Annotated in this window: 21 protein-coding genes; 7 read left to right on the forward strand and 14 right to left on the reverse strand. The window is 42.3% G+C overall.

Translation table 11 applies throughout. The features are described from left to right. The first annotated feature begins 103 nt into the window (after nucleotides 1-103). Complete coding sequence (locus tag Q1A18_RS04265; protein WP_299577684.1) at nucleotides 104-2,941, forward strand: PD-(D/E)XK nuclease family protein; 2,838 nt, start codon at nucleotides 104-106, stop codon at nucleotides 2,939-2,941. On the opposite strand, the gene trmD is transcribed toward Q1A18_RS04265, so the two are convergent. Then, nucleotides 2,938-3,618, reverse strand: a complete 681-nt coding sequence (gene trmD / locus Q1A18_RS04270; protein ID WP_299577685.1) for a tRNA (guanosine(37)-N1)-methyltransferase TrmD — start codon at nucleotides 3,616-3,618, stop codon at nucleotides 2,938-2,940. The two genes, Q1A18_RS04265 and trmD, sit on opposite strands and share 4 nt — an antisense overlap. A 273-nt stretch (nucleotides 3,619-3,891) precedes the next feature. Here trmD and Q1A18_RS04275 point away from each other — a divergent pair, with 273 nt between their 5' ends. The 5 genes from Q1A18_RS04275 (at nucleotide 3,892) to Q1A18_RS04295 (ending at nucleotide 10,816) form a co-directional block, all read left to right on the forward strand. Beyond that, complete coding sequence (locus Q1A18_RS04275; protein WP_299577686.1) at nucleotides 3,892-4,353, forward strand: Hsp20/alpha crystallin family protein; 462 nt, start codon at nucleotides 3,892-3,894, stop codon at nucleotides 4,351-4,353. A 184-nt stretch (nucleotides 4,354-4,537) separates the two neighbouring features. Further along, nucleotides 4,538-6,658 (forward strand): DUF349 domain-containing protein, encoded by a 2,121-nt coding sequence (locus Q1A18_RS04280; RefSeq protein ID WP_299577687.1) that lies wholly within the window; start codon nucleotides 4,538-4,540, stop codon nucleotides 6,656-6,658. A 139-nt stretch (nucleotides 6,659-6,797) separates the two neighbouring features. After that, on the forward strand, nucleotides 6,798-8,399 hold the full coding sequence (locus Q1A18_RS04285) for a CTP synthase (protein ID WP_299577688.1): 1,602 nt from the start codon (nucleotides 6,798-6,800) through the stop codon (nucleotides 8,397-8,399). A gap of 19 nt (nucleotides 8,400-8,418) precedes the next feature. Next, nucleotides 8,419-10,347, forward strand: coding sequence for a membrane protein insertase YidC (gene yidC, locus Q1A18_RS04290; protein WP_299577689.1), 1,929 nt, complete (start codon nucleotides 8,419-8,421; stop codon nucleotides 10,345-10,347). Between the two features lie 70 nt (nucleotides 10,348-10,417). Further along, the gene (locus tag Q1A18_RS04295; protein WP_299577690.1) at nucleotides 10,418-10,816 is read left to right on the forward strand and encodes a thermonuclease family protein; all 399 of its coding nucleotides are present in this window, start codon (nucleotides 10,418-10,420) and stop codon (nucleotides 10,814-10,816) included. Nucleotides 10,817-10,944: 128 nt separating this feature from the next. Here Q1A18_RS04295 and Q1A18_RS04300 read toward each other — a convergent pair whose 3' ends face one another. The 7 genes from Q1A18_RS04300 to Q1A18_RS04330 all read right to left on the reverse strand — a co-directional run bounded on the left by Q1A18_RS04300 (nucleotide 10,945) and on the right by Q1A18_RS04330 (nucleotide 17,867). Beyond that, complete coding sequence (locus Q1A18_RS04300; protein WP_299577691.1) at nucleotides 10,945-11,700, reverse strand: ThuA domain-containing protein; 756 nt, start codon at nucleotides 11,698-11,700, stop codon at nucleotides 10,945-10,947. Between the two features lie 97 nt (nucleotides 11,701-11,797). Further along, complete coding sequence (locus Q1A18_RS04305) at nucleotides 11,798-13,441, reverse strand: sodium ion-translocating decarboxylase subunit beta (RefSeq protein WP_299577692.1); 1,644 nt, start codon at nucleotides 13,439-13,441, stop codon at nucleotides 11,798-11,800. 14 nt (nucleotides 13,442-13,455) lie between these two features. Further along, entirely contained in the window at nucleotides 13,456-13,881 is a 426-nt protein-coding gene (locus Q1A18_RS04310) for a biotin/lipoyl-containing protein (protein ID WP_299577693.1), read from the reverse strand. 27 nt (nucleotides 13,882-13,908) lie between these two features. Further along, nucleotides 13,909-14,274, reverse strand: a complete 366-nt coding sequence (locus Q1A18_RS04315; protein WP_299577694.1) for an OadG family protein — start codon at nucleotides 14,272-14,274, stop codon at nucleotides 13,909-13,911. Nucleotides 14,275-14,287: 13 nt separating this feature from the next. After that, on the reverse strand, nucleotides 14,288-15,847 hold the full coding sequence (locus Q1A18_RS04320; protein WP_299577695.1) for an acyl-CoA carboxylase subunit beta: 1,560 nt from the start codon (nucleotides 15,845-15,847) through the stop codon (nucleotides 14,288-14,290). A 24-nt stretch (nucleotides 15,848-15,871) separates the two neighbouring features. Next, entirely contained in the window at nucleotides 15,872-16,276 is a 405-nt protein-coding gene (mce, locus tag Q1A18_RS04325; RefSeq protein ID WP_299577696.1) for a methylmalonyl-CoA epimerase, read from the reverse strand. 274 nt (nucleotides 16,277-16,550) lie between these two features. Further along, a complete protein-coding gene (locus tag Q1A18_RS04330) occupies nucleotides 16,551-17,867 on the reverse strand; it encodes an acetyl-CoA hydrolase/transferase C-terminal domain-containing protein (RefSeq protein ID WP_299577697.1) in 1,317 nt (438 codons plus the stop codon). Nucleotides 17,868-18,445: 578 nt separating this feature from the next. Between Q1A18_RS04330 and Q1A18_RS04335 the strand changes: the two genes are divergently transcribed. Further along, nucleotides 18,446-19,369, forward strand: a complete 924-nt coding sequence (locus Q1A18_RS04335) for an aldo/keto reductase (protein WP_299577698.1) — start codon at nucleotides 18,446-18,448, stop codon at nucleotides 19,367-19,369. 424 nt (nucleotides 19,370-19,793) lie between these two features. Here Q1A18_RS04335 and msrA read toward each other — a convergent pair whose 3' ends face one another. The 6 genes from msrA to Q1A18_RS04365 form a co-directional block, all read right to left on the reverse strand. Beyond that, nucleotides 19,794-20,321: a peptide-methionine (S)-S-oxide reductase MsrA gene (msrA, locus tag Q1A18_RS04340; protein WP_299577699.1), complete on the reverse strand. Its 528-nt coding sequence runs from the start codon at nucleotides 20,319-20,321 to the stop codon at nucleotides 19,794-19,796. A 74-nt stretch (nucleotides 20,322-20,395) separates the two neighbouring features. Beyond that, nucleotides 20,396-20,695 carry a DUF6787 family protein gene (locus tag Q1A18_RS04345; protein ID WP_299577700.1) on the reverse strand — a complete coding sequence of 100 codons (300 nt, stop codon included), beginning with the start codon at nucleotides 20,693-20,695 and terminating at the stop codon, nucleotides 20,396-20,398. A gap of 109 nt (nucleotides 20,696-20,804) precedes the next feature. Beyond that, nucleotides 20,805-21,383, reverse strand: coding sequence for a hypothetical protein (locus Q1A18_RS04350; protein WP_299577701.1), 579 nt, complete (start codon nucleotides 21,381-21,383; stop codon nucleotides 20,805-20,807). Nucleotides 21,384-21,485: 102 nt separating this feature from the next. After that, nucleotides 21,486-21,716, reverse strand: a complete 231-nt coding sequence (locus Q1A18_RS04355) for a 4a-hydroxytetrahydrobiopterin dehydratase (RefSeq protein ID WP_299577702.1) — start codon at nucleotides 21,714-21,716, stop codon at nucleotides 21,486-21,488. 53 nt (nucleotides 21,717-21,769) lie between these two features. Beyond that, a complete protein-coding gene (locus tag Q1A18_RS04360) occupies nucleotides 21,770-22,345 on the reverse strand; it encodes a flavodoxin family protein (protein ID WP_299577703.1) in 576 nt (191 codons plus the stop codon). Between the two features lie 21 nt (nucleotides 22,346-22,366). Beyond that, a complete protein-coding gene (locus Q1A18_RS04365; protein ID WP_299577704.1) occupies nucleotides 22,367-23,023 on the reverse strand; it encodes a DUF4159 domain-containing protein in 657 nt (218 codons plus the stop codon). Between the last annotated feature and the right edge of the window lie 63 nt (nucleotides 23,024-23,086).

Below are 23,086 nucleotides of genomic sequence, written 5' to 3' on the forward strand. Positions count from 1 at the left end.
TAAATTTATAATTTATTCATTCTGATCGCTTTATTTCAAATGGTAAAAAATCTTTTCTGCTCGGCTGAATTTTAGTATTATCTTTAACAACAAATCTTTTAGCATGACCCCTTTTTTAACCCAGGTAGCCCGTTATTTATTTGCGACTTATGGTTCTGACATTAACCGCATTTCGTTGGTGTTTCCGAGTCGGCGAGCCAGTGTTTTCTTTAATGCTTATTTAAATGAACTGGTCGAATCGCCGATTATTGGGCCAGAAGCCATAACAATCGACGAATTGGTGTCACGAATGTCGGGAATGCAAATATCAGACCAGATTAGTCTGATTCTGCATTTGCACCGCATTTATGTGGCCGAAACAGGGCATGAGGAAAGTCTGGATGACTTTTTCTTTTGGGGGGAAATTCTGCTTAATGATTTTAATGATATCGATAAATACAGACTGGATTCCAGTGATTTGTTTCAGAATATTGAAGACATCAAAGAAGTGGAATCCCGCTTTGATTACCTGACTGAAGAACAAAAAAAAGCAATTGAATCTTTTTGGGGAAGTCTTGGGCGTTCGGAGAGTTCGGTGAATCGTGACAAGTTTGTGGCTTTCTGGAATAAGTTACCTGCCATTTATAAACGGTTTCGCCAGGAACTGCTGAAGCAGAATTCGGGCTACACAGGCTTGGTTTATCGTGAAATCGTTGAAAAGCTTGAAGATGGCGAAATTGGTTTGCCGGAAGGTGATCAGTTTGTTTTTGTGGGTTTCAATGCCTTAAATCGTTGCGAAAATAATTTGTTTAAACGGTTCCAGTCAGCCGGAAAAGCGCTTTTCTTTTGGGATTATGAGGAGCAGCTGCTGAATGACTCTTCGCAGGAAGCCGGGCTTTTTATTCGTCGAAACAGATTGGAATTTCCGGCTCCTGAAGGTTTTGAGTTGGATGCAGGAGCACAAAAAAATACCAAAATTAGTTTGGTGTCGGTACCTGGGCAAGTGGCGCAGGCGCAAGTTATTCATTATCGAAACTTGTTTCAGGAGGATATTAAGGCCAATCGTTTTGATGATACGGCTCTGGTATTATCTGATGAAAGTATGCTGGTGCCGGTGATTTCCGCAGCCGGAGCCCGTTTCAAGCAGATTAATATAACCATGGGGTATGCGCTGCAGAGTACGCCTGTTTACAGCTTGATCACCTTGCTGATTGACTTGCAGAAAAACAGTCGCAGAATGGATGGCGAGTCAGCTTTTTATCATCGTCCGGTTTTGGCTTTGCTGAAACACCAGCTGGTTGCTAGTGATGAGACTAAGGGATTAGTCGCTGAGATTCTGAGTAAAAACAAAATTTACATCCGAAAACAGGAGCTGGAGCGCAATGCTTTGCTGAGTCTGCTTTTTTTCTCTCCATCCAATTGGAAGGATTGTGCCCACTACTTTATGGATATTCTTCGCATGTTGGGCTTGCGTTTCTCGAGTGGGGAAGAGAGCCCCATAAAACTGGAAGGAGAGTACCTTTATCAGGCTTATCTCTCGATTCAGCGATTGGTCGATACGCTTGCAGAGCTGGGAGATGCCAAAGTATCGGTTTCCTTGTTCTTTCGCTTGCTTGTTCAATACCTTCAGCGGGTTTCCATTCCTTTTGAAGGGGAGCCATTGACCGGATTACAGGTAATGGGTTTTTTGGAAACGCGCTTGCTCGACTTCAAAAAGGTCGTGTTATTTTCTGTAAACGAAGGCAAAATGCCCAAGTCAACGCCTGTCCATTCATTTATTCCTTATCACCTGAGAAAGGCTTTTGGCTTGCCTGCTTACGAAGAGCACGATGCCATGTATGCTTATTATTTTTACCGTCTGTTGCATCGGGCCGAAGAAGTGGTGTTGGTGTACAACTCCGCCACTGACGGGTTGAATTCAGGAGAGATGAGCCGCTATTTGTTTCAGCTTAAGTATGATTCGGAAGAGAAGCCCAAAGAATATTATTTCGATTTCAATTTTAAGTCATCGGGCAATGCTCCGATTGCAATTCCGGCTACGGCGGCGCATCAGGAAAAGTTACTTCAGAATTATACGGAACGCAAGCTAAGTCCCAGCGCACTAAATACCTATCTCGACTGTAAGTTAAAGTTTTACTTTAAGCATATCGCCTTCATTAAAGAAACCGATGATGTTCTGGAGGATGTGGACCCTCGTTTATTCGGAAACTTGTTTCACTATGCCATGGAGTTGCTCTACCTGGATTTTGTGGGGAAAGAAGTTCAAAAAGATCATTTGAAAGCTTTGCTGGTAAATAAGTCAAAAATTGAACAGGTGATCCGGGCGGCTTTTGCCAAGGAATATTATAAGGATAAGAATTTGAATGACGTTCGGATAGCGGGAAAAAATATTCTTGTGAAAGATCATCTGGAAACTTATTTGCGCCAGTTGCTGATGAATGACCTGGCCTTTGCTCCGTTTCGGGTAGTGGCGTTGGAAGGGCAATACGAGGCTCTGTTTGATGTTGATCTGGGAGATCGGAAACAGCAGATTTTGATGGGAGGAACAATTGACCGGATTGACGAAACCGCCAACGGAACCCGGATTATCGATTACAAGACGGGGCGTAGCCTGAAACTGAGCTTCAAAGAGATCGATCAGTTTTATGAACGGGATAAACACGGAAGGCCCAAAGAAATTTTTCAGACCCTTATTTATTCTGAAATATTTCAACGATCAACCGGCCAAACAAACTTGCTTCCGACTATTTATAAAATCGATGATTTTTTTGGCGATGAGTTTCATCCGGAGGTATTGCGCGGAAATGAATTGCTCCATTACCAGCAAGTAGCCCAAGCTTTTCAGGCGAGCCTGGATGAATTCTTAGCCGAAATCTTTAGCAAAGACAATGTGTACACACAAACAGAAGACGATCGAAAGTGCCGTATGTGTCCGTATAATGTTATTTGCCGACGGGGTTAGTTTCCTTTAAGCAAGTCAGGGCGAAGCTTTTTGGTGCGTTCGTAGGCTTGCTTCTCTTTCCACTCGTTAATTTTGCGATCATTGCCACTGGTCAGCACTTCAGGTACTTTCCAGCCTTTGTAGTCGGCAGGCCGGGTGTAAACGGGCGGGCTCAGCAAATTGTCCTGAAAAGAATCGGTAAGAGCTGATGTTTCGTCCGAAATTACGCCAGGAATCAGCCTTACAATACTGTCGGCCATAACAGCTGCAGCCAATTCTCCTCCGGTAAGTACGTAATCTCCAATGGAAAGCTCACGAGTGATTAAATGCTCCCGGACACGCTGATCCACGCCTTTGTAGTGACCACAAAGAATCATCAGGTTGCCTTTTAACGAAAGTTGATTGGCTATTCCTTGTGAAAATTGCTCTCCATCCGGGCTGGTGTAAATAATTTCATCGTACTCGCGCTGCGATTTCAAATGCTCAATAGCCGCTTCAATGGGCTGGATGGTCATAACCATGCCCGCGCCGCCGCTAAACGCATAGTCATCGGTGCGCTTATGTTTGTCGGTCGAAAAATCACGAATATTATGCACATGGATTTCAACTAATCCTTTGTCCTGGCCGCGTTTGATGATTGAATGGCTAAAGGGACTTTCCAGTAATTCGGGTACAACGGTTAAAATGTCAATGCGCATAGTTCTAAATTTTGCTGCAAAAGTAGCAACATTTTGCAATTCGGAGCGCTCAAAAATCAAAACAACGTATTTAGAATAATATATAACATGACAAAATGGCTTGATGTTTTTGCTATATTCGGAAATAATGACGCAATCTTGAGTCCTGATTTGAACGATTTGTCTGAAAGTTACTGTTGGAACAGAACTTGAAATTAGGCAGTCAAAACGAATAAATTTTAGAAAAAAAATATAAAAATTAGAAACAAACAATTAGTTAGGAGGAAACAAATTATGAAACTAGTAAATGTGAATCGCCCGGTTTATGGTATCAATCCAGTTGACGCTTTATTAAACGACTTTTTTAATACCAATGGCGCCTCTGATCGTCTTGAAAAGAAAGAGTTGACTTACTCTCCGTCAACCAATGTGCTTGAAAGTGATTCTAAAATTGTTTTGGAATTGTTGGTTCCGGGATATTCAAAGAACGAAATCAAAATAGCCATAGAGAATAACGTACTGCTTGTAAAAAGCAATTTAGAAGAGGCTAAAGCAAAAGAACCAACCGACGAGAAAGATGCAATAAGCTATTCACGGGTTGAATTTCGAAAAAGAGAATTCGAAAAGAAATTCAAACTTTCAGATAAATTGAATCAGGATAAAATTCACGCCGAAGTAGCCAACGGTATTCTTACTATTAGCCTGGAAAAGAAACAAGAAGCCATTCCTGTGAAACGCGAAATTGAAATCGCATAAGCTCGAAAATTGAGCTGGAAACAATAAATGCTGCTTATTTAAGCGGCATTTGTTGTTTCTGAGTGGATGTTTTTCTTACTTTATTGCTGATTTCTTTGAGTATTCGTACATTATATTATATTTTCGTATACAGAAGAGGAGCCTAATTCTCTGATAATTACTTAGTAATTTAAATTTATATTACATGACACCTGAAGACCTAAAAAACTCGAACGAAGAGTTAAAAGCAACACCTGAGGAAAATGGTGCTGCTGATGCACCTGAATTGATCCCTGAGAATACCTTGAAATCCAAAGAGGTTGAGAACTCTGAAGTGAAAGAAGAAAATGAAACTTCCGCTAAGGAAGAAACGGTACCAACGGAAAAGGAGCCGGATTCTGAAGTGGAACAGCCCATATCTGGGGAAGAAGCTCAGGAGGAGGTGAAGGCCGAGCTGAAAAACGAACCAGTTGTTGAAAATCAGGATGAAAAAGAAAAAGATGAAGAAAACATCGAGTCTTCAGGTGAAGCATCCGCCAAAGTAGAGACTGAGAAGTCAGTTGACGCTGGAAGTGTTGAAGAAAAGCCGGTTCGGGAAATGATCGATTACACTGCTTTAGGTGAAGTGGAGTTGATTAATGCCTTGCGTGACTTGCTGGAAAATCATGCCAATGAAGATATCAAGGCAGATATCGATAGCATCAAAATCAATTTCTATAAAAAGCATCGGGCAATTGCTGATGCTGAAAAAAAGGTCTTTTTGGAAGAAGGAGGCAATGAAGAAGATTTTGAAGCCTCCAATACGCCCTATGAAGAAGATTTGCGCAACTTATTAAAAGATTTCCGTCAGCTACGAAATAAACAACACCGCCAGCTGGAAGATGAAAAAGAAGAGAACCTCCAGCGGAAATATGAGATTATTGATGAAATAAAAAATCTGGTCAATCGGAAAGAATCAATCAATAAGACTTTTCAGGAATTCAGGGACTTGCAGCAGGAGTGGCGTGAAATAGGTCTGGTTCCGCAATCGAAGTTGAAAGATTTATGGGAAACCTACCATCACCATGTTGAAAACTTCTACGACTATATTAAAATCAATCGCGAACTGCGTGATTTGGATCTAAAGAAAAACCTGGAAGCTAAAATTATTCTTTGTGAAAAAGCTGAGGAGCTTTTGGTGGAGCCATCCATCATTAAAGCCTTCAATATTTTGCAAAAATACCACGAGCAATGGCGTGAAATTGGTCCTGTTCCGCGCGATAAAAAGGAGGAACTGTGGGAGCGCTTTAAAGCAGCCACTGCGCAAATAAATAAAAAGCATCAAGGGTATTTTGAAGGACGCAAGCAAGAGCAGAAGAAAAACCTGGAGGCCAAAACGGTTCTTTGTGAAAAGGCCGAAGAAATTGCGAATCATCAAATCCAAAACCACCGGGAATGGGACAAAAAGTCGCGCGAGCTGATTGAGCTTCAGAAAGTGTGGCGAACGATTGGTTTTGCCCCTAAGAAGGATAACAATCGGATTTATGAACGATTCCGCAGTGCCTGTGATCAATTCTTTGACGCAAAACGAGAATTTTACGCTCAGAATAAAGAATTGCAGATGAATAACCTGCAAATGAAAACAGACTTGTGTGTTCAGGCCGAAGCCTTGAAAGACAGTACGGACTGGCGTAAAACAACCGATGAGTTTATTCGGATTCAGAAAAAATGGAAAGAAATCGGGCCGGTTCCACGTAAGCATTCGGATGTCATTTGGAAACGATTCCGGGCAGCCTGCGATTTTTTCTTCGATAATAAATCCAATCATTTTCATCATGTGGATGAGGAGCAGGTGGATAATCTGCAATTGAAAAAGGATTTGATTGAGGAAGTAAAGAACTACAAATTAACCAAGGTCGAAGCCATTGATTTGGCCAATATTAAAGAATTTCAACGTCGTTGGACGGACATCGGGCATGTGCCATTTAAAGAAAAGGATGTGGTTCAGAATGAGTTCAGAGATGCCATCAATAAGCACTTTGATAGCCTGAAAATTGATGATCAGCAGCGTGATTTGTTGAAGTTTAAAACTAAAATGTCCAATATTTCAGGTACTACCCGAGGCAATAATAAAATGCGCTATGAGCGCGATAAATATGTCAATAAACTGAAGCAACTGGAGAACGACCTGACTCTATTAAACAACAATATTGGATTTTTTGCCAATACGAAGAATGCAGAATCATTGATTGATGATGTCAATCGAAAGATCCAGGACACTGAAGAAAAAATTGAATTCCTAAAAGAGAAGATTAATATAATCGACTCGATGGATGATGAAGATTAACTTCAAAAATACCAAGCCCGCTAAATTTAGCGGGTTTTTTAATGGTTAATTTTTGAATTATAATGGATCGAATTTAAAGCTCAATAATTTTTATTGATTAACTTTGTGGGTTTTTAGGAACTAATAAAAATATACGATTTTGTCAGCAACGAAGTACATCTTTGTCACAGGAGGTGTGACCTCCTCATTAGGAAAAGGAATTTTAGCCAGCTCATTGGCTAAGTTATTGCAAGCCAGAGGATATTCTGTCACCATACAAAAGTTGGATCCCTATATTAATGTTGATCCGGGAACACTAAATCCATACGAACATGGAGAATGCTTTGTAACGGACGATGGTGCCGAAACCGACTTGGATTTAGGTCATTATGAGCGTTTTTTAAATGTTCCCACTTCGCAGGCAAACAATGTGACTACCGGGCGGATTTACCAATCGGTGATCAACAAAGAGCGTCGCGGTGATTACTTGGGAAAAACAGTTCAAATTATACCGCACATTACAGATGAAATTAAGCGGAAAATCAAATTTTTGGGCAATAAGCGCAATTACGATATAGTTGTGACGGAGATTGGTGGAACCGTAGGTGATATCGAATCACTTCCCTATGTAGAAGCTGTTCGTCAGCTAAAATGGGAGTTGGGCTCCAATGCACTGGTTATTCACCTGACCTTAGTTCCTTTCCTGGCCGCTTCGGGCGAACTTAAAACCAAACCAACACAGCATTCTGTTAAGATGCTTCTTGAAAACGGGGTGCAGCCAGATGTACTGGTATTGCGCACCGAGCATGATTTGGGGATTAGTATTCGGAAAAAAGTAGCTCTTTTCTGTAATGTTGATATTGATGCTGTTGTCCAGTCCATCGATGTTTCAACAATTTACGAGGTTCCCAATAAGATGCAGGAAGAAAAGCTTGACTTAACGGTCTTGAAAAAGCTGAAATTGCCATCCAAAACTGAACCAGACCTGAAAGAGTGGAACGAGTTTTTGCGTAAGCATAAAAATCCGGAACAAGAAGTTGAGATTGGCCTGGTAGGAAAGTATGTTGAATTGCAGGATGCTTACAAGTCAATTGTTGAAGCACTTGTTCATGCTGGAGCAGCCAACCGTGCAAAAATTAAACTGCGCTGGATACACTCGGAAGAGTTAACTCCTGAGAATGTTGAAGAACAACTTCAGGGCTTGAAAGGTGTGATTATTGCTCCGGGATTTGGGCATCGTGGTATTGAAGGAAAAATAAAAGCAACCCAATACGTGCGTGAGAATAATATTCCATTCCTCGGAATTTGTTTAGGGATGCAAATTGCTGTTATCGAATATGCCCGAAATGTATTGGGAATGACTGGAGCAGATTCAACCGAAATGAATGATAAAACAACGGCTCCGGTGATTGACCTGATGGAAGACCAAAAAGGAATTACCGAAAAAGGCGGAACCATGCGACTTGGTGCTTATGACTGCCACATTGTAAATAAGAAGTCTAATTTTTATAAAGCTTACGGAAAAACCGACATCCGGGAACGCCATCGTCATCGGTATGAGTTTAACAACGACTTCCTGGAGGCATTCAAGCAGTCTGATATGAAGCCTGTGGGGATTAATCCGGATACGGACCTGGTTGAAGTGATGGAAATTCAGAACCACAAGTGGTTTGTTGGTGTTCAGTTTCACCCGGAATACAGCAGTACGGTTTTAAATCCACACCCGTTATTTGTTGCTTTCGTTAAGGCAACTATAAGCTAATAAAGAAAAAAACATTTATATGGATAAAAATACGATTATCGGGATCGTCCTGATCTTTACCATTCTGATTGGGTTTAGCTACTTAAACCAACCGTCAGAAGAAGAGATTGCAGCCGCAAAAAGAAGGCAGGACTCCATCGCACAGGTAGAAGCATCGCGGGCCAAGGAAGCTGAAGCTTTGGCTCAGATTAAAGAGGTGGAGCAGTCAGCAGCGCTTCAGGGGAACTTTGATGATGACTCTTCAACTGTTGCCAAAAGTATCAGAGATCAATACGGCGCTTTTGGTGAAGCTGCAGTGGGTGAGGAGCAATTCATTACCCTCGAAAATAACCTGATGAAAATTAAGGTTTCAACCAAAGGAGGAAAAATTTATTCGGTTGAGTTGAAAGATTACCAAACCTATGATTCATTGCCCTTGATCTTGTTTGAAGGGGATGATAACTTGTTTGGGTTCAATTTCTTTTCAGAGAATCGGAGCATTCGCACGGATGACCTGTATTTTGTTCCTTCTTCCGGACAAAGCCAGCTTGTAGTTAATGGCCCGGAAGTTGACAAAGGCAAAGAAGGCCGCGTAAAATTTAACGAAGAGCACCCAGGAGGGAGCAAAACATTGAGCATGCGGTTGAATGCCGGAAACGGTCGTTACTTGGAATACGAGTACACGCTGGCGCATAACTCTTTTATGGTTGGGTTTGATGTAACAAGTCAAGGGCTGAATCAGCTACTTTCGCAAAACACCAACTACCTTAATTTCAACTGGGCTTTTACAGCTCCACGCTTGGAGCGTAAATCACAGTACGGAGAAGACCGTTACACTACGATCAACTACAAGTTTTTTGAAGATGACGTGGAAAAATTAAGTACGGCCAAGACCAGTGAGGAAACTCTGACGACCAAAGTGAAATGGATTAGCATGAAGCAATTGTTCTTCAACTCAACAATTATTGCTGATGAAGCTTTCCCAACAGCCGATGTGCGCTATGAGTATTTGGAAGATGATCCGAAACACCTGGGGCGCTTCTTTACCGATATTGCTTTTCCTTTTGAAGGCCAAACAACGGAAAACTATGACATGCAGTTTTATTTCGGCCCCAACCATTACAATACATTAAAACAGTATGATTTGTCGTTGGAGCGCTTGATTGATTTGGGATATGCCATTGTTCGTCCGGTAAATAAATACCTGATTATCCCAACGTTCAACTTTCTGCGGAAATACATCGACAATTTTGGGATCATCATTCTCCTGCTCACGGTATTTATCAAACTGATTGTTTTCCCATTTACCTATAAATCATACATCTCACAAGCCAAAATGCGTGCGTTGAAGCCGGAGATTGATGAGTTGAATGAGAAGTTTGGCAAAGACAAGCCAATGGAAAAACAGCAGGCTACCATGGCCCTGTACAAGAAAGTAGGCGTAAATCCGATGGGAGGCTGTTTACCTATGTTGTTTCAGTTCCCGATTCTGATTGCGATGTTCTTTTTCTTCCCAACCTCTATCGAGCTGCGGCAGGAAAGCTTCTTGTGGGCAACCGACTTGTCATCGTATGATTCTATTTTGAATCTGCCATTTACGATCCCTTTCTATGGCGATCACGTGAGTTTGTTCTGTTTGTTAATGACAGTGACCACTGTTTTCTCAACAAAACTGAACTCACAGGCGGCAAGCAGCCAGCAAATGCCAGGTATGCAAACAATGATGTACATCATGCCTGTTATGTTCCTGTTTATTTTGAATAACTACTCCTCAGGTTTGAGTTACTATTATTTCCTGGCCAACCTGATTACCATCGGGCAAATGTATTTGTTCCGGAGTTTGATTGACGAGGATAAAATACGGGTACAGCTGTACGCCAACAAAAAGAAAGGGCCGGCTAAAAAGTCTAACTTCCAAAAAAGGTTAGAGCAAATGGCCAAAGAACGAGGGATGCAACTTCCTAAATAATTTTAAAAATGCTGTCAATTTTGGCAGCATTTTTTGTACATTATACTTTGTAATTCTAAAACTGACAACCATGTTTCAATATCAAGCAGAAATACAAAGGGTAGTGGATGGCGATACTTATGATGTAGACATCGACTTGGGGATGAGCGTGTGGGTGCGCAAGGAACGGATTCGACTTTATGGCGTGAATACCCCCGAGGTTTATGGTGTTCGTAAAGATTCGCCCGAGTATCAGTTGGGGAAAGCTTCTTCTGATTTTGTTAAATCTTTAATCCGAAAAGGAAGCTTGGCGATCGTTGAAACAATTAAAGACACCAAAGGAAAATATGGTCGCTATCTGGCTGTTTTGTACATCCGGGTTCCTGAGGAGGTGCTTACCAGTCATGAAAATATAAGGGCCATAGGCGACTTTTATTGTTTGAATGACTTGTTGCTGGCCAAAGGACTGGCAAGTTCTTATTTCCTCTAGAAAGCGGGTTATGCCGGCTGCTTAGGGGAATATGAAGCATCCGGAATCTGATCGTGATACAGTTTGATAAAAATAAAAGAGCCGGTAACGTTTAACGCTACCGGCTCTTTTTTCGTCCAGTTTGTTCTTTATCTTTTACCGGCCCAGTTGACGGCACCGGCATAGTGTGCTTGAATTTTTGGATCTTCAAATGCCTCATGCGTATGTCCGAATACTGAATAGAAAGACCGGATTCCTTCAAATTCCTGCCACCAAATTAATGGATGGTCGCCCATTTTCCACTTATCATTTTCCGATTTTTTAATGGATGATTCGTCCAGACGTGCCAGAACATTTACCTTGGCTCGTGGATTGGCTTTAAAGGTGTACCATTCATCAACCGTGGTGTACTTATTCATACCTTCAAAAGCTTTCATGGCGGGGTGGTTATGATCTTCAAAAATTACAGTTCCTTTTTGAGAGGGGGGGTGGTTCAGGAAATAGGCTCCATTCAGTTGGCCATACCATTCCCAGTCGTATTCGCAGTCGGCCGAAGCATGAACGCCAACAAAGCCTTTTCCTGTCTTCATAAAGTTTTCAAAGGCCATCTGCTGCTTATCAGTTAAAATGTCCAGGGTGGGGTTTAAAAATACCACTACATCAAAGTTAACCAGAAAGTCCATGGTGAATAGATTAGCATCTTCGGTTGCTGTTAGGTTCCAGCCTTCGGTTGTTGCCAAATCACTAAACATTTTTAACCCACTGGAGATGGAACGATGTTTCCAGCCTGATGTTTTGGAGAACACCAAGACATTCAAGGTCTTTTCAGGGAAAGCATCCGGACCTTGTGCTTGTGCAGAAAATAAAAAGCAAATGCAAATGCTAAGAAGTAGCAATTTCTTCATGATCGTGTTGTTTTAGGTTAAAGAATACAAGTATACAAAAAAAAGGCTGTTCTCTCCACGAGAACAGCCTTTTAAAACATATCGAAATATGTATTTCTTACATTAAGAAACTAAGCAGGATACCAGCACCGATGGCTGAACCAATCACTCCGGAAACGTTTGGAGCCATGGCATGCATTAGCAGGTGGTTGGTTGGGTCCTCTTTCAGTCCCATTGTTTGAACCACACGGGCACTGTCTGGAACGGCAGATACTCCGGCTGCTCCAATCATTGGGTTGATTCTATTCTCTTTTTTATAGAACAAGTTCATGATTTTAGCACTAATCACACCTCCGGCTGTAGCAATCACAAACGAGATGGCTCCAAGCATGAAGATTTTGATTGATGAAGGAGTCAGGAAGACATCAGCCTGAGTTGATGCTCCTACCGTAATTCCAAGCAGAATAGTAATGGTGTTGATCAGGGCAAAGTTCGCCGTATCGGCCAAACGCTTTGTTACAGTTGATTCTTTCAGCAGGTTACCGAAGAACAACATACCCAATAGCGGAAGGGCAGAAGGGGCAATGTAGGCCGTTAAGATCAAGCCAACAATCGGGAACAGAATTTTTTCCAGTTTCGAAACTGCTCTTGGAGGTTTCATCCGGATTAAGCGTTCTTTTTTCGACGTCAGCAATTTGATTACCGGTGGTTGAATTACTGGTACCAAGGCCATGTAGGAGTAGGCCGCAATCGCAATTGGTCCAATCAGGTTTTTCACCGTTTCGCCATTGGCCATTACGTTCAATCCGTTAGCCAACTTCGATGAAATAAAGATAGCCGTAGGGCCGTCAGCTCCACCAATAATACCGATGGCACCGGCTTCTGGTGGGGCAAATCCCATCCAAAGGGCTCCTAAAAAGGTAAGGAAGATACCGATTTGAGCGGCAGCACCCAATAGCATCAATTTAGGGTTTGAAATCAGTGATGAGAAATCCGTCATGGCACCAATACCCAAGAAAATTAATGGGGGATACCAACCTTGCACAACACCCTGGTAAAGAATGTTCATTACTGAACCAGGCTCATAAATACCCAGTTTCAGGTTGAAGTCAACAGCCTGGAACATTGGGATATTTCCAATCAGGATACCAAAACCAATAGGAACCAGCAACAGCGGCTCGAAGTCATACTTAATAGCCAGGTAGATGAAGATGAATCCGATCATCATCATCAGCAAGTGCTTCCAGGTAGCATTGGCAAAACCAGAAAACTCGTAAAAGTTAAACAAGCCCGACACCGCTCCTGAATAGTTTTTGTACTCATAGCCGTCTCCGGAGAGTTTGCCATCTTGCAAAACCAGTTGGCGGGTACCCAATTCCAAAACTTCATCCTCTGACACATAACCACCTGCTTGAGCATTAGGATCAGTGTTTTTGTAAAGGTGAGTTACTGTTTTGGGGTTGAACGTCATAACAATTTTGTCGTCCTTAACCGTCCATTTACCGGAATACCGCTGTTTCAGCGAGTCCATTGTAAAAGTGTAGTTTTCAGAAAAAGAAAGGGTTTTGTAGCGTTTTGCTGACTCAAAATCTTCCTTTTTGTCTACACTGGGATCGAATGTTGGCGACGCCACGTAACCGTCGCTTCGGTTAATCCATTTCCCATCCGTAATCGATTTTGCCAAGTCGCTGTTTTCAGCCGCCTCTGTAAAAGAGGGAAGCGTCAACAGCAAAGCAGCAATTATATAGAATAGTTTTTTCATTACCAGAATCTTTTTTAGCTAATTTCCAATAATACATCATCTTGCAGTACAGCATCGCCTTCTTTCACCTTGATGGTAGAAACCTGGCCATCTTTTTCTGCAAGGATCTGGTTTTCCATTTTCATGGCTTCCATGATCAACAGCGTGTCGCCTTCTTTCACCTGGTCGCCAACAGCCACATTCATCTTGAAGATTGTTCCTGGGAGTGGTGCTTTTACCTGCATGCCTCCGCTGGACTGTTTTTTCTTGATCATACCTTCGCCGGGTTGCTGAACGACAGGTTTACGAATCAGCTTAGGCGTTTTAGTTGCTTTAACTTCGCTCTTGATCTGAACTTCGTATTTGGTGCCGTTTACTTCGATGGTGGCTACGTTGTCTTCCAGGTCTTTAATATGGACATCATACTCATCGCCACTGATGGTGAATTTATATTTTTTCATGTTTTGTTTTGTTATGCAATGAAACGGTTATCGCGGCCAGTTATTGGTCACACTATAGATTTTTGAACTCCATGGCGAATAAGCTTTACGTACCTTTTTAATGGTTACAATATTGCTTTCTTCGTCGTGTTGATTTTTAAAATAAAGATGAATAGCCATACCAATTGCAGCGGTAACATTACCTTGAATATGACAATCAGTATCTTCTTCTTCGCAATGGGATTTGGCTTTCTTCGGTTCTTTCCGTTTGAAGTTCATGTTGATCAACTTCGGAAGTCGTAAGAATACAATAACCAATGTGGTTAGTGCAACAAATACGATCATAAAGCCGACCAAGGCAACAGTCCATCCGAAATCCATCTGAGAAGCCAAAAGGATTAATAAATTATTCATAACTACGGTGTGATTATAATGGAATGTTTGAATGTTTTTTAGGAGGATTTACCAGCTTTTTCGTTGCTAAGCTCTGTAATCCCCGAATAATCCGGATCCGTGTATTTCGCGGTTCAATCACATCATCAATGTATCCGTAAGAAGCTGCCTGGTATGGGTTGGCAAATTTCTCCTTGTATTCTTCTTCGTGCTTGGCGATGAATTCAGCGCGTTCGTTCGGATCTTCAATCTCGCGTAACTTACGTCCTTCCAATACTTCAACAGCACCAGCAGCACCCATTACAGCAATTTCGGCTGAAGGCCAGGCATAGTTCAGGTCTCCGCGCAATTGTTTACATGACATTACATCGTGTGCACCACCGTATGATTTACGCAGCGTGATGGTAATTTTTGGTACCGTTGCTTCTCCGTAAGCAAACATAAGCTTGGCTCCGTGAGTAATGATACCACCATATTCTTGTCCGCTACCAGGAAGGAATCCAGGAACGTCAACTAAGGTAATGATTGGGATGTTGAAGCAGTCAAGGAAACGTACAAAGCGAGCTGCTTTCCGTGAAGCTTCGATGTCCAATACTCCGGCCAGGTAGTTGGGCTGGTTGGCTACAATTCCTACCGGTTGTCCATCGAATTTCGCAAAACCTACGACAATGTTTTTAGCATAGTTCCGGTGTACTTCCAGGAACTCACCATAGTCAGCCAACGAGTGAATCACATCTTTTACATCGTATGGTTGGTTGGGGTTATCCGGAATGATTTCATTCAATGAGTCTTCCAGACGATCGATTGGATCATCACATTCGGTGATTGGTGCTTCTTCCAGATTGTTTTGAGGAAGGTAAGAAAGCAGTTTGCGAATCATCAGAACACCTTCTTCTTCGTTTTCTACCAAGAAGTGAGAAACTCCTGATTTAGAGGCATGAACTTTACCACCTCCTAAGTCTTCGGTTGTGATGTCTTCACCGGTAACTGTTTTAACAACTTTTGGTCCGGTTACAAACATGTACGAGTTTTCCTCTGTCATCATGATGAAGTCAGTCAGGGCAGGAGAGTAAACGGCTCCACCGGCACAAGGACCGAAGATGGCAGAAATTTGAGGAATAACTCCGGAAGCCAGGATGTTGCGCTCGAAAATTTCGGCGTATCCGGCCAAGCTGGTAACCCCTTCCTGAATACGGGCACCACCACTGTCGTTGATTCCAATAACAGGAGCTCCGACTTTCATGGCCATATCCATCACTTTGCAAATTTTCTGTGCAAAAGTTTCAGATAATGATCCGCCAAATACGGTAAAATCCTGAGAGAATACATAAACAACACGTCCGTCAATCGTTCCGTGTCCGGTAACTACACCGTCACCCATAAATTTGGTTTTTTCCAAGCCAAAGTTGGTACAACGGTGCGTGACAAACATGTCAAATTCTTCGAAGCTACCTTCGTCCAGTAGCATTTCAATACGTTCGCGAGCTGTGAATTTTCCTTTTGCGTGCTGGGATTCAATGCGTTTGATTCCACCTCCAAGCTTGGCTTCAGCCCGTAACTCGATTAGTTTGTTGATTTTATCTTGATTGCTCATTGTAATTGAATAAATGATAATTGGTTATTTTTCGCTGCAAAATTCAGTCAGTACACCCAAGGTTGATTTCGGATGCAAAAAGCCGATGTTTAATCCTTCAGCTCCTTTACGTGAGGTCTGATCAATCAAACGGACACCATTGGCTTCAGCTTCTTTCAATGATTCGTTAACATTGTCAACGGCAAAAGCCAGGTGGTGAATGCCTTGACCTTTTTTCTCAATGAATTTGCCAATTGGTCCTTCAGGATCAGTCGACTCCAACAATTCAATTTTTGTGTCGCCAACTTTAAAGAAGGCTGTTTTCACTTTTTGATCTGCTACTTCTTCAATGGCATAGCATTTTAAGCCCAAAACCTTTTCATAGTAAGGAATGGCTTCCTCTAAACTGTTAACTGCAATTCCGATGTGTTCGATATGTGATACGCTCATGCTGATTTAATTTATGATGATTAATAAAGTATTTCTGCTTGCCTGTTTCAGGAGTGTTGCTCTTTTGGCGGACCAGACACATTGCTGCGAAAAGTCGGGGAAGAGTTACTTGGAGCTCCTAAAACAAAACGATCTGATTTCATTTTTCTTTCTTTGAAATATATTCAAACAAAAGACTCAAAAATTCGAAGTTGATTTAAAAAAATAAACTCTCTCTTTATTAAAAACATTAAAATACCAAAACAGGCAGGTCGAGCCTGCCTGTTGTTATGCATTATGCATTTTGTGTTTTTTGTATAAAGTGGAAATGAGAACCGAAGCGTTCATAGGCTGCTTTTTCCAATTCTTCACGGTGTTGTGGGTGAGCAATTGAAATAAGCAAACGTGCACGCTCTTGCAAGGTCTTTCCGTATAAGTTAACGGCTCCCTGCTCGGTTACTACCCAGTGCATGTTAGCCCGGGTACTTACAACACCTGATCCTGGAATGAGGATTGGGCTGATTTTAGAGACCCCTTTGGCCGTTACCGATGGTAGAGCAATAATGGGCTTACCACCTTTTGAATGGCCAGCACCACGGATAAAGTCAATCTGCCCGCCAACACCTGAATAGTGTTTAATACCAATTGAGTCAGCACAAACTTGTCCAGTAAGGTCAATAGCCAATGCTGAGTTAATGGCTGTTACTTTATCATTTTGTCGGATGACGTGCACATTGTTGGTGTGGGCAACATCCATCATGGCTACCATGGGGTTATCGTCTACAAAGTCGTACAGGTTTTTGGTTCCCATCAAGAAAGAGGCTACCATTTTACCTTTATCAATCGCTTTGTGCTTTCCGGTAACCACTCCTTTTTCAACCAAAGGAAGAATACCATCAGCAAACATTTCGGTATGAACACCCAAGTCTTTGTGGTTGCCCAACTGAGCCAGTACTGCATTGGGGATTCCACCGATACCCATTTGCAGGCAGGCACCATCTTCAACCAACTCGGCTACATTTTTACCAATCTGAATATCCGTTTCAGTCAGTGGAGCCATGTCGTGAGCATAAAGCTCAATGTTATCTTCTACAAATAAATCGATCTCATTGATGTGGATCATGGCATCTCCCCAGGCTCTTGGCACATTCGGGTTAACGGCTGCAATAACAACATCAGCACACTCAATAGCCGCTTTAGTTGCGTCAACAGATGTTCCGAGTGAAACAAAACCATGCTTGTCGGGTGTTGACACCATAATCATGGCCACATTGACTTTCAGGTAACCTTCACGAATTAACTTTTGAGTCTCGCTCAGAAAAACCGGAATGTAATCGGCATAACCCGCTTGCGTTTGCTTACGCAGGTTGGCTCCAACAAAGAATTGCTCGGAAACGAAAATTCCTTCAAATTCGGGGTTGGCATACTCAAGTTCTCCTTCCACGTGAATGTGTTGGATTTTAACGTCGTAGAGCTCTCCGGCGCGTCCACGCTCGACCATTGGTTTGATAAGCGTATGTGGTGTAACAGCCACACTACTTAAGTGAACACGATCTCCGGATTTTATAACTTTTACTGCTTCTTCAGGAGTAATGTATTTGATTTGCTTCATAATTGTGAATTAGAATAGATTGCGCTATAATTTTCGCGACCAAATATAAAAATTAAAACAGCAATCGTATGGCTTCAAATCTTATTTAAAAGGGGTCTAATTAATACGGCCCTCATTGTGAAGTTAATGTTAAGCGAAAAAATATTAACCTGTATTTTTATCATGTTTCTGGGGAGGATGAACTTTTTTATTATGAACCATGATTCATAATGGAATTTTAAAAGGGGACTAGTTGAGTGAGGGTGCTCATAGTCAGCTTGTAGCTTCTTGAGGCTTGTTTCGTTGGGGAGTGTTTTTGCAGTGCTTTGTTTTTAGTCTTTTGGGATAGAACCTGAAAAGAAAACGCATTTTATGAATGCTAAAGGTTATTTGGATGTCCAATTCGGATTTGACATGAGATGCATCGGTAGCCAATGGTAAGCTTTACGAGGTATCTAATATATAGATAGGCAGGTGTTTTCAAAACTGGCTTTGATCTTTATATGTTGTCTGGCAAGCTTCAAGGCATTAAAATTCAGCTTGATCAACCTTTTTTATGATATATTTGTTGAAACTAACAACACTAAAATCAGGAAACTATGGATGCTTCCAGCTTCACTCGCCGAAAATTTGTTGCTGCTTTATCGATGGGAACAGCACATCTTTTATTCTCAAACCCTTTATTGGCTTCTGACAAAAACAGCTTTTCAACCGATCCGTTGCAGGCGATCAGGCTGGGGCAATCTGGCTTGGAGACGAGCTTAATTGGGATTGGGACTGGAGTACATGCCGGAGGGCGTACCGCTTTTTTGACCCGCCAGGACAAGAGCAAGAGCCTGGGGGTACTTCGGCATGCTTATGAGCGTGGAATTCGCTTCTTCGATTGTGCCGACAGCTACGGAACACATCCTTTAATGAAAGAAGCGCTGGAGGGAATGGCGCGTGAAAAAATTACACTTTGCTCAAAAATATGGGTTCGTCCAGGAGGTATTCCCGAACCTGAAAGGCCGGATGCGGATGTGGTGATTGACCGTTTCAGAAAAGAATTGAATACGGATTACCTTGACATGGTTCAGATTCATTGCATGGTGGATAGCGAGTGGACGGACACGCAAAAGCGACAGATGGATATTCTGCAAAAGCTAAAAGATAAGGGCATAGTTCGGGCTCATGGTGTTTCGGTGCATTCGTTGGATGCCATGAAAGCAGCTGCTGCGAGCGACTGGGTGGATATTGTCCATGTTCGAATTAATCCTTACGGTATTGCAATGGATAAGCCCGATCCGGCAGAAGTTGTTCAGGTTATTAATCAGCTTCATGAGAAAGGGAAAGGAGTTGTTGGGATGAAATTAGTTGGAAATGGAGAGTATCGGAACGACAGCGATAAAATCAATCACGCCCTGAAGTTTGTCCTTGGGTTGGGGTGTGTTGATATGATGATTGTTGGTTTTGAAACCACTGCCCAGATTGACAACTACCTTGACCGGACTAAAAATACTTTAACCGATTTGGCCCGAAGTTAACTGTCTTTTGAAATGGAGTTTCACTAGCGTTTAAGGGAGGGCTGTTCCTTTGGCTCCCCACCAGTAAAAGCGTTGCATTTTTAGCCGTCCTTTTTGAACGGCGGGGTCTTCGCGCTCCAGCTATGGTTGCTACATCAAAAATGAACAGTCCCCGATAATTTCCTCCATCCTGAAAAGGACCTGCCATAACAAGCTTTCCGGTTTTGGCCTACTTGTTTAAATGAGCCAGGTGCTGTTGTTGTATTTGATTGGCTTCCGTTGAATCCTGGCTACATTCGGGGCCAGCCAGAAGATACATAAACAAGTAACGTTTCATCACAAATGTGGTGTCTCCTTCAGTCATTTTGAATTCACGCTGAGCCAAAGCAGGTACTGTTAGTGCAAGAAATAAGGAGAGGTAAAGCAGTTTGAATTTTATGATGCCTTATTTTAGTTTGCTTTGAAAGGTCTTTCTGAATTTACTCAATTTAGGAGCAATAACAAACTGGCAATAGCCTTGGTTGGGGTGGTTTTGGTAATAGCTTTGATGGTCGATTTCGGCTTTGAAAAAATTCTGCCAGGGACTAATTTCTGTTACTATCGGCGCATTAAATATTTTTTCATCATTGAGCTGCTGTTTCATGGTTTCAGCAAGCTGCTTTTGTTTTTCATTGTGATAGAAAATGACTGAGCGGTATTGCGTACCGATATCAGCTCCTTGCTGGTTCAGGGTGGTGGGATCATGGCTTGCCCAGAATACTTCCAATAGTTCCGGAAAACTGATTGTGGCAGGATCAAACTCAATTTCAACAACCTCAGCATGCCCTGTGCGTCCGGTTGTTACTTCCCGGTAGGAGGGATTGATAATTTCGCCTCCGGAGTAGCCCGAGACAACCGATTCAACGCCTTTCAGCTCTTTAAAAACGGCTTCGGTACACCAAAAACACCCCGCTCCAAATGTTGCTACTTCCATTGCTTTTTTCTTTGATTGATTAACTGTTAATTTTCTGGTTGCCTCGTCGCCATTTTGGCAAAAGCAGGGCTGGGCTAATTGTCTAACTTGATTCCAAACCGCCGCAAAAGTTTCTTTTCAAATTTCCAGAAGAAATCAAACTGCCCAAACAAGGTGCCAAAAAAGATTAGCATGATCTGGTAAGCCGGAACAATGGTAAGAACATAAGTCACAGCAGTCAGCCAGAATGGCCATTCCGGCGAATAATCAACCAGGTGAAAGACCAACTTTCGTATGACAAGAGCACCACTTCCTGATATGGAAAAAACCAAGAAAATGAGGGCCAGCTGTATGTTTGACTCCACCTCCCATTTTTCTTTTAATCGTTTAAACATAGTTCATCTTTAGAGTTCACTTACTAAACAAGATTGGTGTCGATTGGTTGAAAAAAGCTTGTCTAAATAAGGCATTGCGCTCCCGCTGTGCTTCCCAGAAGATTCACGGTCAGGCCAATTGGTGCGATTGAAAAATGATGTAGCCGTAGACTCCAAAACGCAGAATTCGAAACAAGGCCAAGTTTAGGTATTTCTTCATGGGATATTCTGTAGTGCCAACCAACATGCTAATTAACGACCAGGGAAGGGGGGTAAGGGCTGCCGTGATAATCAGAAAGGAGCCATATTTACGAAACAAGGGCCAGTATTTACTAAAGAACTTGCGACCTAGAAAGCGAAACAAAACAACTTTACGCAGGTAGCGCCCAATTAAAAATGCTAAATAGCCTGCAGCGTAGGAAACTCCGGCGAAAAACAGGACGTTGGCGGCATAGTGCCACACATCGCCTTTAAAGTAAGCCCAAAGCATAAAAATTTCGGGCGGGAACAGGCCGAATAATATTTCAGAGCCTATATAGATGCTGTAGATAAGCATTGGGCGGCTGTAAAATCGTTCAAGCCAGATGTCGTGATTGTCTGCAATAATGTATTCCTTGGCAAGCAAATACAAGGCTGCCAAAATTGCCATCCAGAGTAAGCCCTTCAGAATATTGTTAAAAAGGAATTTTAACTTCACGCGTAAATTCATGCATTTTCGTTGTTTGAATCCCAATGCATCCTGACAGGCCTGGAATTTGGTTCTATGCACGGGGAAAAGGAATGTGTTTCATTCCTTTTCCCCGTGCATGTGTTAAATATTATCAATTTTTTCAGCCAGCTGATAGTCTTTGTCGGTTAATCCTCCCTTGCTGTGTGTGGTCAGGCTGATGCTTACTTTTTTGTAAGCATGAATCAAGATATCAGGATGATGATCCATGCTTTCGGCTAATTCGCCGACTTTATTGACAAACTGAAGCGCTTCGGTAAAATTCTTAAATGTGAACTCTTTCGTGATTTTCTCTGCTTCTTTATTCCAATTCATGATCGTCATTTTATTCTTGAAAACAAGCAGATTGTCACATAGTTCAAGCTTGATCAGGCTTTTAATTTTTTCAATAACCAAGCCATATTTTCACCCAATGTTTTCATGATTTGCATCCCCTCGGCATCCTCCAGAACCGCTCCTTCCGGGCCTCCAAATGCAAAGTTCCAATAGCTTGAGCCGGGGATGATCATTTGGCTGATTAAAAAGAAATTGTTGAGTGTTTCGAAAGCATGTAACTCGCCGCCTCGTCGAACGGCTAAAACTCCGGCGCCAACTTTGCGTTTGAGCAAGTGGCCGTTGCCTCGGGTTACATAGCCGGATACGTCAATTAAAGCCTTCATTTCGGTGCTGACATCAGCAAAATAGACCGGCGAGCCCAGAATGATGGCATCGGCTTCAAGCATTTTTTCAATGCATTCGTTTATAGCATCATTTTTAATGTGACATCGTCCGTCTTTTACCTGGCGGCATTTGCCACAGGCGGTGCACCCATGTACCTGTTTGCCTCCAAGTTGGTAAAGTTCGGTTTCAATTCCTTCAGCCTGAAGCGGCTCGAAAACTTTCTGTATTAAAAGTTGAGTATTTCCGCGTTTCCGCGGACTTCCGTTAATTGCAAGTACTTTCACAAGTATTTCTTTTTGTTGATGTTAATGACTAAAAACGTAGGTGATCAGGTTTGCTCCCATTTGCAAGGCCTTTTGGCGAACCTCCGGTGGGTCGTTGTGCACTGACGGGTCTTCCCAGCCATCGCTTAAGTCCGACTCGTAGGTGTAAAAGCAAACCAGGCGCCCCTCATGAAACAGGCCAAAACCCTGAGGGGGCCTATTGTCATGTTCATGAATTTTGGGTAGGCCATTTTTAAATTTGAATTTTTGATTGTAAATCGGATGATTGGCTGGGAGTTCGGTAAATTCCTGATCAGGAAAAACCTTTTTCATCTCCCGCCTGATATAAGGATCAAGTCCATAATTGTCATCAATGTACAGAAAGCCGCCGGCTTCCAGGTAGGCACGTAGGTTGCGGCTTTCTTCCTCCGAAAAAATCAGATTGCCATGCCCGGTAATGTGCACCAGCGGATAATTGAATAGTTCAATGCTTCCCGGCTCAACAGTAGCGGGCTCCGGATCAATGCTGGTCTGAAGCTCCTGATTGCAAAATCGTATCAAATTTGGCAAAGCCGTTGGATCAGCATACCAGTCTCCGCCCCCTTTGTATTTGAGTAGGCCCAGCTTCAGATTGGGATTTTGGCCAAATAGAAGAAGGGCAGGAAGCAAAAATAGTAATGTCAGACAGCTTGTTTTCATAGCCAGTTATTGAAAAAAACAAAGGTAATAAGAAAGTGGAATTTTTCGGAATTAGCTAAGCTG

The organism is uncultured Sunxiuqinia sp., assembly GCF_947495665.1.
GTDB lineage: Bacteria > Bacteroidota > Bacteroidia > Bacteroidales > Prolixibacteraceae > Sunxiuqinia > Sunxiuqinia rutila.